Source organism: Quadrisphaera granulorum, assembly GCF_003149145.1.
GTDB lineage: Bacteria > Actinomycetota > Actinomycetes > Actinomycetales > Quadrisphaeraceae > Quadrisphaera > Quadrisphaera granulorum.
In genome coordinates, this window is the sequence record NZ_QGDQ01000051.1 from 1 (window position 1) to 12,901 (window position 12,901).

Here is a 12,901-nt window from a genome sequence, read left to right on the forward strand (position 1 = left end):
GACGGGCTCGTCAGCACCAATCGTCACCGACGTCGAACCGCCCCGACCCGCCCCCATTTTCCTCCTCCGAGACGGCCCCCGGCCAGAGCCGTTCATGGGCAGTTGGCCACCCGGTCCGGGCGTCAGGGACGGCGGGCCCGCCAGCAGGTGGTCGTGTACGGCACCGGGATCCGCTCCAGCTCCGCCGTGTCCGGGTGCGTGGCCAGCAGCTCACGCACCGCGTCCAGCACCCGACGCCGCTCCGCCGGGGCTGCGGTGAGCACGTAGCTGCGGCTGGCTGTCAACCCGACGACGTCTTCCGGTGCCAGCTCGTGCGTCCAGCGACCGGTGACGAACAGCTCGACGTCGTCCAGGGGCGCTCCGATCTGAGGGTCCTCGGACAGGGCCGCCATGTGCGGAGCGGGAGCCAGCAGGTCTCCCAGCGCAGCCACCCACGGCACGGTCTCGTCGCGGCGGTTCCACAGCAGCCCCAGCCGGCCACCCGGGGCGAGTGCCCGGCCCACCTCGGCGCTGGCGGGTGCGGGGTCCACCCAGTGCCACGCCTGCCCCAGCGTCACGAGGTCGAGCGAGGCGTCCGGCAGGGGCAGCTGCTCCGCGGTGCCCACGAAGGTGGGGACGCCGGGGACGTCCACGTGCAGTTGCGCGAGCATCTGCGGATCGGGGTCGACCGCCACCACCTCAAGCCCGCGGTCGACGAGCCGGGCCGTCAGCGCTCCGGCGCCCGCGCCGACGTCGGCGGCGCGCAGCTTGCGCTCCCCGAAGCCGCCGGCGAGGCCGTCGAGCAGGAAGTCCAGTGCCTCGGCCGGGTAGGTGGGACGGACCGCGGCGTACCCGGCCGCAGCCGCCCCGAAGGAGCGAGCGCGCTCGGGCAGCGGGGCGTCGGCGTGAGGGTTCTGGGTGCTCACCCCTCCAGCCTGCCCCGTCGTGGGAGCTGCTGACGAGCCACCCCGTCGCAGATTCCCCTGACGACGATCATGCCGATCCGCGTCACGTCAGCCACGGTGACGGACGACGTGGCGCTCAACCGCTTGATCGTCGTCCTGAGGGTGCCCGTGGTGAGGGGGCCGATGTGGCGCGCAGGTGCTTGATCGTCGCGGGGTAGGGGGGCGGTCAGGAGGGGGTGGCGAGCAGACGGACGGCGAGGGCCGCGGCGGCGCGGCGGTCGGGCTTGCCGATGCCCCGCACCGGCACCGCGTCCACCGCCACCACCGCCCGCGGCGCCGAGGCCGCCCCTAGGCGCTCGCGGACGGCGCCGCGCACGGCGTCCAGCGACGGGACCGCGCTGCCGGGGGCGGGCACCACCAGCGCCACCACACGCTGCCCCCACTCCGGGTCGGGCACGCCCACGACCAGCACGTCGGCGACGCCGGGGACCCCTGCGAGCACCCGCTCGACCGCCAGCGGCGCGACCTTGCGGCCGCCGGTGACGACGACGTCGTCGAGCCGGCCCAGCACGGACAGCCTGCCGTCGGCGTCCACGCGGCCGAGGTCGCTCGTGGCGTACCAGCGGCGCCCGTCGCGCTGCACGAACGTCTCCGCGGTCAGGTCGGGCCAGCCGCGGTAGCCGGTGGCGAGCACGGGTCCGCTCAGCAGGACGCGGCCCTCGTCGTCGTCGTCCTCCTCGCCCTCGCCGCCGGGTTCCAGGGCGACGGCGACGCCGTCGAGCGCCCACCCGTCGTAGACGCAGCCGCCGGAGGTCTCCGTGGAGCCGTAGGTGCGCACCACGCGCACCCCCGCCTGCTCCGCGCGGACCAGCAGCGGGGCGGGCGCCGCCGCGCCGCCCAGCAGCACGGCGTCCAGCCGCGCCAGGGCGGCCGCTGCCTCGGGCAGCTCCAGGGCGCGGGCCAGCTGCGTCGGCACCAGGGAGGCGTACAGCGGCAGTCCTCGGGCGTCTGCGCTCAGGGCGGCCACGGCGCCGGGCAGGGCAATGGGGTTACCCGGTGGGGCGACGACGGGCTGCGTGCCCGCCACGGCACTGCGCACGAGCACCTGCCAGGCCGCGACGTGCTCCAGCGGCAGCGCCAGCAGCCACCGGCCGTGCCCGCCGAGGCGGGTCGCGGTGGCGCGCGCGGAGGCCACAAGGGCGTCCGCGGACAGCTCCACGGCCTTCGCCTCGCCCGTCGAGCCCGAGGTGGCCAGCACGAGGGCCGCCCCGCCTGACAGCGGCAGGTCGGGGTGCGCGGCGGCGCGCAGGCGGTCGGCGGCAGCGGAGTCGGCGGGCAGGGGGAGCAGCGCAGGCCCGGAGCCCTCCAGCGCGGCGCGCAGGGCCCCCAGCAGCTGGGGGACGCGCCGGCCCTGGTCCTGCGCGACAACGACGACCTCGCGCAGCGACTGCCCCTCCACACGACCACGGTAGGCCGAGGTCAGGATGGGGACGTGGCCGCAGCACCGGACGACGCCGCGGCCGCCCGCGCCGAGCACCCCTACGACCGCCGCGCGGCCGGCACCGCCCTGGCGCTGGGGGCCAGCGCCTCGGGGCAGACGGGCGCCGCCGTGGGGGCCATGGCGTTCGCCGACCTCGGCGTGCCCGGCGTCGTCGCGGTCCGCCAGGTGGTGGCAGCACTGGCCGTCAACGCCGTGGTCCGGTGGTCGCCGCGGTCACTGGACCGCCGCACATGGGCGCTGGTGGGCACGCTGGCCGCGGTGATGGGCCTGATGAACCTCACGATCTACCTGGCCGTCGACAGGATCGGCCTCGGTCTGGCGGTCACCATCGAGTTCCTGGGGCCGCTCGCGGTGGCCGTGGGCACGTCGCGGCGCCTGCTGGACGTCCTGGCCGCCGTCGCCGCAGCGGTCGGTGTGCTGATGCTCGTCGCGCCCGGCCCCTCCAGTGACGTGGCGGGGATCCTCCTGGCGCTGGCCGCCGCAGCCACGTGGGCCACGTACATCCTGCTCAGCCGAGCCCTCGGCGCGCGGCTCCCGGGCCTGCAGGGCGCGGCGGCCGCCGCGACGGTGCTCGCGGCGGCCTGGGCGCTGCCCGTGCTCGTCGTCGTCCTGCTGGCCCACCCGCCGTGGCAGGCGCTCGTGCTGGCGGCCGTCTGCGGGGTGATGTCCTCCGCGCTGCCCTACCCGGCGGACATGGCCGCGCTACGGCGCCTGCCCGCCTCCACGTACTCGACCCTGCTGAGCGTCAACCCGGTGTGGGCGTTCCTGGCGGGCGTGGTGCTGCTGGGTGAGCGCGTGAGCGCCCACGAGGTGGTGGGCGGGGCGCTCGTCGTCCTGGCGAACGTCGTCGTCACCGCGCTGCCGGGGCGCCGGTCGGGCGCGGGCCTCGCCGGATCCCCGCCGCTGGGACCGTCAGCGAGCCCCTCAGACGGGGACGACGACGGCGGCGCGCGAGCCTGACAGCGACGCGACGAGGTCGGCGAGAGCGCGCTCGGTCTCCGCGTGCGGCACCTGGCAGGTGCCCGCGGCCTCGTGGCCGCCGCCGCCGTGACGCAGGGCCACCGCGCCGATGTCGGCGGTGGAGGTCCGGTCGAGGATCGAGCGACCCATCGCCAGCACGGTGTTCTGCTTGGCGCGGCCCCACATGACGTGCACCGACACGCGGGCCTGCGGGAACAGCGCATACACGAGGAAGCGGTTGCCGGCGTGGATGACCTCCTCGTCGCGCAGGTCGATGACGACGACGTCCTCGTGCAGCGTGCTCACCCGCAGCAGCTGCGCCGCGAACTGCTCAGCCTGGGCGTGGTAGAGCGACACCCGCTCGGCGACGTCGGGCAGCGCGAGGATCTCCTCGGCGGAGGCGTGCTCGATGCAGGAGTCGATCATCTGCATCATGAGTTCGTAGTTGGAGATCGTGAACTCCCGGAAGCGCCCGAGGCCGGTGCGCGAGTCCATGATGAAGTTGAGCAGCGCCCACCCGGTGGGACGCAGCACCTCCTCCAGGGAGTACTGCGCGGAGTCTGCCTGGTCGACCGCCGCCATGAGCGACTCCGGCACCCGGGGGAAGGCCTCCGCGCCGCCGAAGTGCTCGAAGACCACGCGCGCTGCCGACGGCGCGTCCTCGACGATGACGTGCGCGGCCGCGCCGGGAGCCGGGGTGCCGTTCCGCAGCGCCTCGCTGTGGTGGTGGTCGAAGACCGTGTGCGCGCGAGGGTCGTAGGGGAGGTTGGTCAGCAGGTCGCGCTTGGTGATCTCCACCGAACCGTCCTGCACGTCCTTGGGGTGCACGAACGTGATCTCGTCGATGAGGTCCAGGTGCTTCAGGAGCACGGCGCAGACCAGTCCGTCGAAGTCGGACCGGGTGACGAGGCGGTGGCGCGCGGTCGGCATGACCCAGGTGTCGGCACGGAGCGGCTCCGGCCTGAGCGGCCGGACGAAGGAAGGTCAGTCGGGACGCTGGTGCTCCGGCGGACCGGCGGCAGAGACCTCGCGGCGGCTCAAGGTGCTGCCGATGCAGGAGCGTGAGCAGCGCACTGGACGTCGACGCCCTCCGCGAGGCCAGCGACCGGCTGGTCGACGGAGCTGCTGATCCCGCCGCCGCGCGCGCCCTCGTGGTGAAGGTGTGGGCGCTGGGGGCGTCCGCCGCCGACGATCTCCTCGCCGACCTGTGCCGCGCCGCCGAGCGCATCGCCGCCCGCACGGGCGCCGAGCCCAGCGCCGCCGAGCTGCTGGAGGCCGTGGGTCGGGCCGCTGGCGCCCAGCACCTGCGCGCCGCCGTCGAGAGCGGCCTGATCGCCCACGAGCGTGCGGCGAAGGTGGCTGCCGAGGCAGCTCTGGACGCCGAGCGGGAGGTCGAGCGCGCCGCCTCGGCCACTCGGGCTGCCCGCGCGGCCACCCGGCTCGCTCGGGTCTGGGAGCACCGCAGCCGCCGAGCCGCCTGAGGACTCGCGTCGCCGAACGCCGCGCGCCCCACGGGCCGCGGCGAGTCACCATGCAGGGGTGACCCAGCGCAAGCCGCCAGGCATGAGCCGCGAGACGTGGGTGGACCGGCAGATCCGCGAGGCGACCGAGCGCGGCGCCTTCGAGGGCCTCGGCGCCGCTGGCAAGCCGCTCGACGAGGCGGCCTTGGCGCAGACCGCCGGCGAGTGGGCCGTGGAGTGGGCCCGCCGTGAGGGCGCCGACATGACTGTGGCCCTCCCGCCCGCGCTGGCGCTGCGCCGCGAGCGCGAGGAACTCGTGGCTTCCGTGCCGAGCAGGCCCTCCGAGGAGGCCGTGCGGGCCGCAGTGGAGCAGTTCAACCAGCGTCTCGACGCTGCGTACCGGCGTCCGCAGGAGGTGCCACCGGTGGCGCTGGCCTTCGTCGACGTCGACCGGCAGCTCGCGCGGTGGCGCGAGGCGCACCCGTCGGAACCCGCCAAGCCGGCTCCCGGCGCGGCAGACGGGCCGGCCTGCGCTGCCGAGGCTGGGGCGTCGCGCAGTCCGTGGTGGCGCGGCGGTCGCCGTCGTCCTCGGTGACCCCCTCGGGGCGGTGCCGCTCCCCGATGACCCGTGGGCATGTTCATGGCCTGTCGGCGTGCACAACTTCCTTGATCGTGGCGGAGGGGGCGGCGGGTCAGGGCAGTGTCGCCGCGAGGCGCATCACCGCGGCGCTGGCCTCGGCCTCCGTGCACGCGCCGAAGCTGAGGCGGACGTGCTGAGAGGGGGCCTCGTCGGCGTAGGAGGCGCTGCCGTCACCGACGACGACGCCGACGCTCCGGGCGACCGCGGTGACCTGCTGCGCCGTCGTCCCGGGTGGACAGGGCACCCAGACGTGATGCCCGGCCGTCGGCCGGTGCAGGGGAGCCTCGGTGGCGGGCCAGTGACGCGCCAGCAGCGTCAGCAGGTGGTCACGGCGCACCACCAGCTCCCTGCTGAGATGACGCAGGTGCCGCGGCCAGTCCGGTGAGGTGAGCAGCTCGACGGCCACCTCCTGCAGCAGCCGGCTCGTGAAGAGCTCGTCGCTGGTACGCGCGGTCTGCAGGCGCGCCAGCACCGGGCCGCGGGCCGCGATGAACCCCACCCGCAGGCTCGGCGCCACGGGCTTGGCCAGGGACGAGACGTGGACGACGTGCCCGTCGACGTCGTCCTGAACCAGCGACGGAGGCGCCGGCTCGCCGAGGGACAGGTGACGGGCCCAGTCGTCATCGATGATCAGCGCGCTGCGCCGCGCCGCCACGGCCAGCACCTGCTCACGCCGCGCCAGCGTCAGCGAGGCGCCCGAGGGGTTGCTCACGTGGGTCTGCAGGTAGGCCAGCCGCGCGCCGGTGCGCTCCAGCACGCTCTCGAGGTGGTCCGGGCGCACCCCGGAGGAGTCGGTGGGCACCGGCACCGGTCGCAGGCCCGCGGCGCGCAGCGCCGCCAGCGCCCCCGGGTAGGTGGGGTTCTCCACCGCCACGGCATCACCGGGGGTGGCCAGGGTGTGGAAGATGCTGGTGAGGGCGGGTTGCGAGCCGCTGGTCACGAGGACGTCGCCAGCGCTGAGGCCGACCTGCGCGGCGAACAGCTCGCGCAGCTCGGGCAGACCCGCCGAGGGAGCCGCGGCCCACACCGCGCTGCGCCGCGCGGTCCGGGCGGTGGCGGCCTGCAGTGCGCGGCGGGGCTGCAGGTCCGCGCTGAGGTAGCCGCTGGACAGGACGACGGTCGCCGGGCCCGCCGCCGACGCCTCGCCGGAGGCGCTACCGGCGATGGGCGGGGTCGCCGTCGTCGTCGCCGAGGTGGCCGGGTCGAGGGCGGCGACGTCGGCGTGGTCGACGCGCGCCGGGGGCAGCGCCACGGGCTGCCAGGACGGGTCTCCCGCGGAGCGCGGGCGGCGCGGGGCCACGAACGTGCCGCGGCCGGGGCTGGAGACGAGTACGCCCTGGGCCACGAGCTCGCTCACGGCGCGCCCCACGGTGACCGGGCTGGTGCCGAGGTCTTTGCAGAGCTGACGCACGCCGGGCATCGCCTGCCCGGGGGGCGCTGCGGCGGCCAGGTGACGGAGGTGTCGGACGACGGCGGTGACGCGGCCGCCGCTGATATCGTCATCCATGAAGCAAAACAGTACCGTTACAGCCGCGGGGCATGCATCGTTACAGCGCGACGTCTCAGTGACCGCGGTGGTGGCAGGCCTCGTGGCCGCGCTCGTGTCCTTTGCCGGGCCGTTCGCCGTCGTCGTCCAGGCCACCCGCGCCGCCGGTCTCGACCCCGCCCACACCGCCTCCTGGGTCTGGGCGATCACCCTCGGCAGCGGGATCAGCGGCCTGGTCCTGTCCTGGGTGACGCGGATGCCGGTGATCGTGGCCTGGTCGACGCCGGGCGCCGCGCTGCTCATCGCCTCCCTCGGAGGGTTCGCGTTCTCCGACGCCGTCGGCGCCTTCCTCGTGGCGAGCGTGGCCGCCTGCATGCTCGGCGCCACCGGCTGGTTTGGGCGGTTGCTCACCCTCGTGCCCGGCGCGCTGATGTCCGCGCTGCTCGCCGGGGTGCTGCTGCCGTTCGTCATCCACGGCGCCACCGCCGTCACGGCGCAGCCCCTGGCTGCCGGTGCCGTGGTGGCTACCTTCCTCGTGGCCAAGCGCTGGCTGGAGCGGTACGCCGTGCCCGCGGCGCTGGTGGTGAGTGCGTTGGTGGCCGCCCTCACGGGGTCGCTCCAGGCGGCGGCGTTCACCGGCACCGGCCTCCAGCTGGTGGGCCTCGCAGAGCCGGTCTGGACGACGCCGACCTTCGACCTGCGCGCACTGCTCGGCATCGCCCTGCCACTGCTGCTCGTGACGATGGCCGCGCAGAACGCCCCCGGCCTCACCGTGCTGCGGACCGCGGGCTACACCCCGCCGGACCGGCTGCTGGTCGGCACCGTCTCGGCGGTCTCGGTGCTGCTGACCCCCTTCGGGGGGCACGCGACCAACCTGGCCGCCATCACCGCAGCCATCGCCGCCGGCCCGGACGCCCATCCCGACCCGCGCCGCCGCTACGTCGCCGGGTTGGTCTGCGGCGGCGCGAACCTCCTCGCCGCAGCCGGAGCCGGGTGGCTCGTCGGGGCCTACAGCGCCCTGCCCGCGCCCGTCGTGGCGGCACTCGCGGCGGTCGCGCTGCTCCCGGCCCTGGCCGGTGCGCTGGGCGCGGCGCTGGCCGAGGGACCGGCCACCTCCACGGCCGCGCTGGTCACCATCGCGGTCACCGCTTCGGGCGTGGTGGCACTCGGCGTGGGCAGCGCCTTCTGGGCGATCTTGGCCGGGGTGGCCACGTGGCTCGTCCTGCGTCCGGCTCGAACCGCTGGGTCCGCTCGCGTCGTCGGGGCATCATCGACGGCGTGAGTTCCCGGGTCACCCTCAGCGACGTCGCCGCGCGCGCCGGCGTGTCGCGGGCGACGGCCTCGCTCGTGCTGCGGGGTGAGGGACGGGTCTCCGAAGCCACCCGGGAGCGCGTGAACGCCGCCATGGGGGAGCTGGGCTACGTCTACGACCGCGTGGCCGCGGCCATGCGCGCTGACCACGCCCCGGTGGTCGGCGTGCTGGTCAGCGACATCACCAACCCCTTCTTCGCGCAGGCGCTGGTCGGCGTGCAGGCGGCGCTACGCGAGGAGGGCTTCCTGCCGTTGCTGGCCAACGCCTCCCACGACCTGGCCCAGCAGGGCGAGCTCCTCGGGTTGCTGCGGGAGCACCGGGTGGCCGGGCTGGTCCTGGCTCCGGTGGCGGGAACGCCCGCCTCCCTCGTGGAGGAGCTGCGGGCGTGGCCGCTCGAGCACGTGCTGCTCACCCAGCCCGTCGACGGGGCCACCACCTGGACCGTCGCCCCCGACGACCGGCTCGGTGGACGGCTTGCCGCCGAGCACCTGCTGGCCGTCCACGGCTGCCGCCGCCTGCTGCTCGTCGGTGTCTCGCCCGAGGTCGCCAGCTCCCGTCTGCGCGAGGCCGGCGTCCGCGACGCCGTCGCTGCCGTCAACGGCGCCTGCGTGGTGGGGGCGCTGGAGTGGCAGCCGGGAGATTCCACGGGCCTGCTCGTCGGCAGGGCGGCGGTGGCGGGCCTGGGGGGCGCGCCATCGGGCCCATCGGCGGACGTGCTGGGCGGGGCGTCGTCGTCGCCCTTGTTGTCGCCCCTGTCGTCGGCAACCTCGTGGCCGGCTGGACCGCCGCCGGACGGCGTCGTCTGCTTCAGCGACGTGCACGCCACGGGCCTTCTGCGGGCGATGCGCGTGGCCGGCCGCCCGGGCGCCCTGCCGGTGACCGGCTACGACGACATTCCCGCCGCCGCCCTCTACGAACCGCCTCTGACCACGGTCTCCACGCACGGCGAGCAGCTGGGGCGCACGGCCGCTGACGGGCTCGTGCGTCGGCTCCGAGGGTCCCTCGCCGAGGGCGACACGGCCGAGGGCGGTACGCAGGAGCTGCGGGTGCCTCCTCAGCTCGTCGTGCGCCAGTCGTGCGGATGTCCGTGACAGGGTTGCTGGATCGATCTAGCATCGTCGTCGCCCTGCTCGTCTTTCCCCACTTCTCCTGGAGCGCTCCGTGACTCTCACGGCACCCGCCACCGGCGCTGCGAGCGCCGCCTCCCGCCTCGCCACGCCCTGGTGGCGAGAGGCGGTCGTCTACCAGGTCTACATCCGTTCCTTCGCAGATGGCGACGGCGACGGCACCGGTGACCTCGCGGGCCTGCGCGCCCGCCTGCCGTACCTGGCCTCGCTCGGCGTCGACGCGCTGTGGATCAACCCGTGGTACCCCTCGCCGATGGCCGACTCTGGCTACGACGTCGCCGACTACCGCGGCATCGAGCCGCTCTTCGGAGACCTCGACCAGGCGTCCGTGATGATCGCCGAGGCCCACGAGCTGGGGCTGCGGATCATCCTCGACCTGGTGCCCAACCACCTCTCCGACGAGCACGCGTGGTTCCAGGCGGCGCTGGCCAGCGCGCCGGGCTCCCCGGAGCGCGCCCGATTCATCTTCCGCGGAGGGCGCGGCGAGTCCGGCGAGCTGCCCCCCAACGACTGGACCAGCCACTTCGGCGGCCCCGCGTGGACCCGTGTGGTCGAGGCCGTCGGAGACGAGGAGCACCCCGCCGGCCAGCCCGGCCAGTGGTACCTGCACCTGTTCAACAGCAAGCAGCCCGACGTCAACTGGACCAGCGACGAGGTCCGTGCCGAGTTCGACGAGGTGCTCCGGTTCTGGTTCGACCGCGGTGTCGACGGGTTCCGTATCGACGTCGCCCACGGGCTGATCAAGCACCCCGACTTCCCCGACCTCGGCGAGCGCGAGCGCCCGCACATCCCGTTCGGCTCGGGTGACCACCCCTTCCTCGACCGCGACGAGGTCCACGAGGTCTACCGCGGCTGGCGCGCCATCGCCGACTCCTACGACCCGCCGCGGGTGTTCGTGGCCGAGGCGTGGACCGGGGACGCCGTCCGCCTGGGCATGTACCTGCGCCCCGACGAGCTGCACACCGCCTTCAACTTCGACTTCCTCGTCTCGGCGTGGCGCGAGGGCGAGCTGCGGTCCGTCATCGACGCCACCCTGGCCGCGCACGCAGCCGTCGGCGCCCCGCCCACCTGGGTGCTGAGCAACCACGACGTCTACCGTGAGGTCTCCCGCTACGCCCGCGAGCAGGACCGCCCGCAGGTGCGCGACGAGGCCGACGTCAAGGGCCGCCCCGCCGACCTGGAGCTAGGCCTGCGCCGCGCCCGCGCGGCGGCGCTGCTCATGCTCGCGCTGCCCGGTGGCGCGTACGTCTACCAGGGTGCTGAGCTGGGGCTGCCCGAGGTGGAGGACCTGCCCGAGGAGTCCCTGCAGGACCCGACGTGGTTCCAGAGCGGCGGGCAGCTGCGCGGTCGCGACGGCTGCCGCGTGCCGCTGCCGTGGTCGGGGTCGCAGCCGCCGTTCGGCTTCAGCGAGCGCGCCGACGGCGCCGCGCCGACCGGCGAGCCGTGGCTGCCCCAGCCCGCCTCGTTCGCGGGGCTCACCGTGGCAGATCAGGACGGCGACCCGACGTCCACGCTCGAGCTCTACCGCTCGGCGCTGGCGCTGCGGCATTCCCTGGAGGCCCTCGGCGACGGCTCGATGAGCTGGGTGCAGGCCGCCGACGGATCCCTCGACGGCGTGCTGGCGTTCACCCGCGAGCCGGGCTTTGCGTGCTGGGTGAACCTCTCGCCCCAGCCGGTGGAGCTGCCGGACGGCGTCGAGGTGCTGCTGTCCAGCGGCGATCTCGACGAGACCGCCGACGGCGCGGTGCTGCTGCCCTCCGACACCACCGTCTGGCTGCGCCGCTAAGTCCCTCTCGCCGTGATCATGGACCTCCGAAGCGCTCTCCCTTCGTGATCATGGGCTTCCGGAACAGTGCCTTGAGCACTGTTCCGGAAGCCCATGATCACGGACGGGATCGTCAGGGGGTTGTGACGCCGTCGGCGTTGACCATCCACGGGGTGCCCCACCGGTCCTTGCACTGCCCGAACCAGGCGCCCCACGGGGCCTTCGCCAGCGGCATGTCCTCGTGACCGGTGGCAGCCAGCGCCCGGTACCAGCCGAGCAGCGTGTCGCCGTCGTCGCCGGTGAGGGCCACCGCGAAGCCCTTGACCTCGTCGAACGGCATCGAGGACGGAGTGTCGGAGCCCATGAGCACCATGCCGTTGGGCAGGGTCAGCTGCCCGTGCATAATCCAGCCGTCCTCCTCGCCGCCCATCGGCATGCCGCCCTCGGTGAAGGTCATGAGCGACAGCTCCCCGCCGAGTACGGAGGCGTAGAACTCCATGGCCTCCCGGGCCGTGCCGCGGAAGTTGAGGTACGGGTTGAGCGTGTAGGCCACGACTGCCTCCTGCTGCTGTGGGCGACTGGTGCCGCCGGACGCACATCAGACTGCGGACCCCGCCGGAACTCATCGCCAGGGCCGTGTCGTGTCACATGGACGTCACCCACGGTGCCTACCGTGGGAGTCGTGTGTAGGTTGCTGGGCTTCGCCGCTCCATCCCCCCGCTCGTTGGCCGAGGCGCTCGGAAGCGCCCAGGTGGCGGCGTTCCGCGCGATGGCTCGCCTCCATGACGACGGGTGGGGCGCGGCCTGGCTGGGTGAGGACGGCGACGACGACGGCGGCGCCCGCGCGGTGCGCGCTGAGCGCAGCCCGCGCAGTGGCTACCACGACCCCGCGCTGGAGCGGGTCACCGAGACGGTGCAAAGCCGCGCGGGGTTGCTGCACCTGCGGCTGGCGAGCTCGGGCATGCCCGTGCAGCCGGAGAACACCCACCCGTTCATCGGGTCCGTCGCCGGTCTCGGCGACGTGGCGCTGGCCCACAACGGGGCGATGAAGCCGGCGGCTCGCATCGAGGAGCTGCTGGACGACGACGCCCGCGCCGCGCTGCGCGGCAACACCGACAGCGAGCGGTACGCGGCGCTCGTGCGTGCCGAGACGCTCGCCTGCGGCGACCTGGCCCGCGGAGCAGCGGCTGCCGCCGCTCGCCTGGCTCCGCTGTTCCCCACCTCCAGCCTCAACGCCGTGCTGGTCTCTCCGCGCGAGCTCGTGGTGGTGCACGTCAGCGCCGGGGCGCGCACTCCCCACGAAGACTTCGACGCCAGCGGCATCGCCGAGGAGGAGCTCCCGGTGGGACACCGCACCGGCTACTACCAGCTGTGGCGTCGCCGGGCGGACGACGGCGCCGTCGTCGTCTCCTCTTCCGGTCTGCGCGTGGACGGATGGGAGCCGCTGGCCGCCGACACCGTCCTGCGTGTCGACCTGCGGACCCTCGACGAGCAGCTGCTGCCGGTGCACATCGACCGCCCCGTCAGTGCGCCCGCTGGCGCGGGCGCCTCGCCGTTCATCCCCGCCCCGGGCCGCCACGACTCGCAGGGAGCCGCTGCCCGCGCCAGCGTCTGACCCGGTCACCGGCGACGATCAAGGACGTTGTGCACGTCCAGCGTGCACAACGTCCTTGAACGGCTCTGGCCGGGGGCCGTCTCGGAGGAGGAAAATGGGGGCGGGTCGGGGCGGTTCGACGTCGGTGACGATTGGTGCTGACGAGCCCGTC

General features: G+C 74.6%; 12 protein-coding genes. 7 read left to right on the plus strand and 5 right to left on the minus strand.

Going from position 1 to position 12,901, the window contains the following annotated elements:
• Window positions 1-122: 122 nt before the first annotated feature.
• Window positions 123-905, minus strand: coding sequence for a class I SAM-dependent methyltransferase (locus tag BXY45_RS22185; protein WP_211319846.1), 783 nt, complete (start codon window positions 903-905; stop codon window positions 123-125).
• A 205-nt stretch (window positions 906-1,110) separates the two neighbouring features.
• Window positions 1,111-2,343, minus strand: coding sequence for an o-succinylbenzoate--CoA ligase (menE, locus tag BXY45_RS22190; protein ID WP_218566959.1), 1,233 nt, complete (start codon window positions 2,341-2,343; stop codon window positions 1,111-1,113).
• 33 nt (window positions 2,344-2,376) lie between these two features.
• On the opposite strand from menE, the gene BXY45_RS22195 reads away from it, so the two are divergent.
• Window positions 2,377-3,345 (plus strand): EamA family transporter, encoded by a 969-nt coding sequence (locus BXY45_RS22195; RefSeq protein WP_211319847.1) that lies wholly within the window; start codon window positions 2,377-2,379, stop codon window positions 3,343-3,345.
• Here BXY45_RS22195 and BXY45_RS22200 read toward each other — a convergent pair.
• Window positions 3,310-4,275: an exopolyphosphatase gene (locus BXY45_RS22200; RefSeq protein ID WP_109776714.1), complete on the minus strand. Its 966-nt coding sequence runs from the start codon at window positions 4,273-4,275 to the stop codon at window positions 3,310-3,312. The genes BXY45_RS22195 and BXY45_RS22200 overlap by 36 nt on opposite strands.
• A 131-nt stretch (window positions 4,276-4,406) precedes the next feature.
• Between BXY45_RS22200 and BXY45_RS22205 the strand changes: the two genes are divergently transcribed.
• Together BXY45_RS22205 and BXY45_RS22210 are read left to right on the plus strand one after the other, a co-directional pair.
• The gene (locus BXY45_RS22205) at window positions 4,407-4,826 is read left to right on the plus strand and encodes a hypothetical protein (RefSeq protein WP_109776715.1); all 420 of its coding nucleotides are present in this window, start codon (window positions 4,407-4,409) and stop codon (window positions 4,824-4,826) included.
• 58 nt (window positions 4,827-4,884) lie between these two features.
• The gene (locus BXY45_RS22210) at window positions 4,885-5,400 is read left to right on the plus strand and encodes a DnaJ family domain-containing protein (RefSeq protein ID WP_109776716.1); all 516 of its coding nucleotides are present in this window, start codon (window positions 4,885-4,887) and stop codon (window positions 5,398-5,400) included.
• 97 nt (window positions 5,401-5,497) lie between these two features.
• Here BXY45_RS22210 and BXY45_RS22215 read toward each other — a convergent pair whose 3' ends face one another.
• Entirely contained in the window at window positions 5,498-6,952 is a 1,455-nt protein-coding gene (locus BXY45_RS22215) for an aminotransferase-like domain-containing protein (protein ID WP_109776717.1), read from the minus strand.
• 58 nt (window positions 6,953-7,010) lie between these two features.
• Between BXY45_RS22215 and BXY45_RS22220 the strand changes: the two genes are divergently transcribed.
• The 3 genes from BXY45_RS22220 (at window position 7,011) to BXY45_RS22230 (ending at window position 11,156) form a co-directional block, all read left to right on the plus strand.
• Entirely contained in the window at window positions 7,011-8,213 is a 1,203-nt protein-coding gene (locus BXY45_RS22220) for a benzoate/H(+) symporter BenE family transporter (RefSeq protein WP_211319848.1), read from the plus strand.
• Window positions 8,210-9,334, plus strand: coding sequence for a LacI family DNA-binding transcriptional regulator (locus BXY45_RS22225; protein ID WP_170131690.1), 1,125 nt, complete (start codon window positions 8,210-8,212; stop codon window positions 9,332-9,334). The genes BXY45_RS22220 and BXY45_RS22225 overlap by 4 nt, the downstream gene beginning before the upstream one ends.
• A gap of 70 nt (window positions 9,335-9,404) precedes the next feature.
• The gene (locus BXY45_RS22230; RefSeq protein ID WP_109776720.1) at window positions 9,405-11,156 is read left to right on the plus strand and encodes a glycoside hydrolase family 13 protein; all 1,752 of its coding nucleotides are present in this window, start codon (window positions 9,405-9,407) and stop codon (window positions 11,154-11,156) included.
• A 112-nt stretch (window positions 11,157-11,268) separates the two neighbouring features.
• Here BXY45_RS22230 and BXY45_RS22235 read toward each other — a convergent pair whose 3' ends face one another.
• A complete protein-coding gene (locus BXY45_RS22235) occupies window positions 11,269-11,688 on the minus strand; it encodes a VOC family protein (RefSeq protein WP_109776721.1) in 420 nt (139 codons plus the stop codon).
• A gap of 129 nt (window positions 11,689-11,817) precedes the next feature.
• Here BXY45_RS22235 and BXY45_RS22240 point away from each other — a divergent pair, with 129 nt between their 5' ends.
• Window positions 11,818-12,750 (plus strand): class II glutamine amidotransferase, encoded by a 933-nt coding sequence (locus tag BXY45_RS22240; RefSeq protein ID WP_170131691.1) that lies wholly within the window; start codon window positions 11,818-11,820, stop codon window positions 12,748-12,750.
• Window positions 12,751-12,901 lie beyond the last annotated feature (151 nt).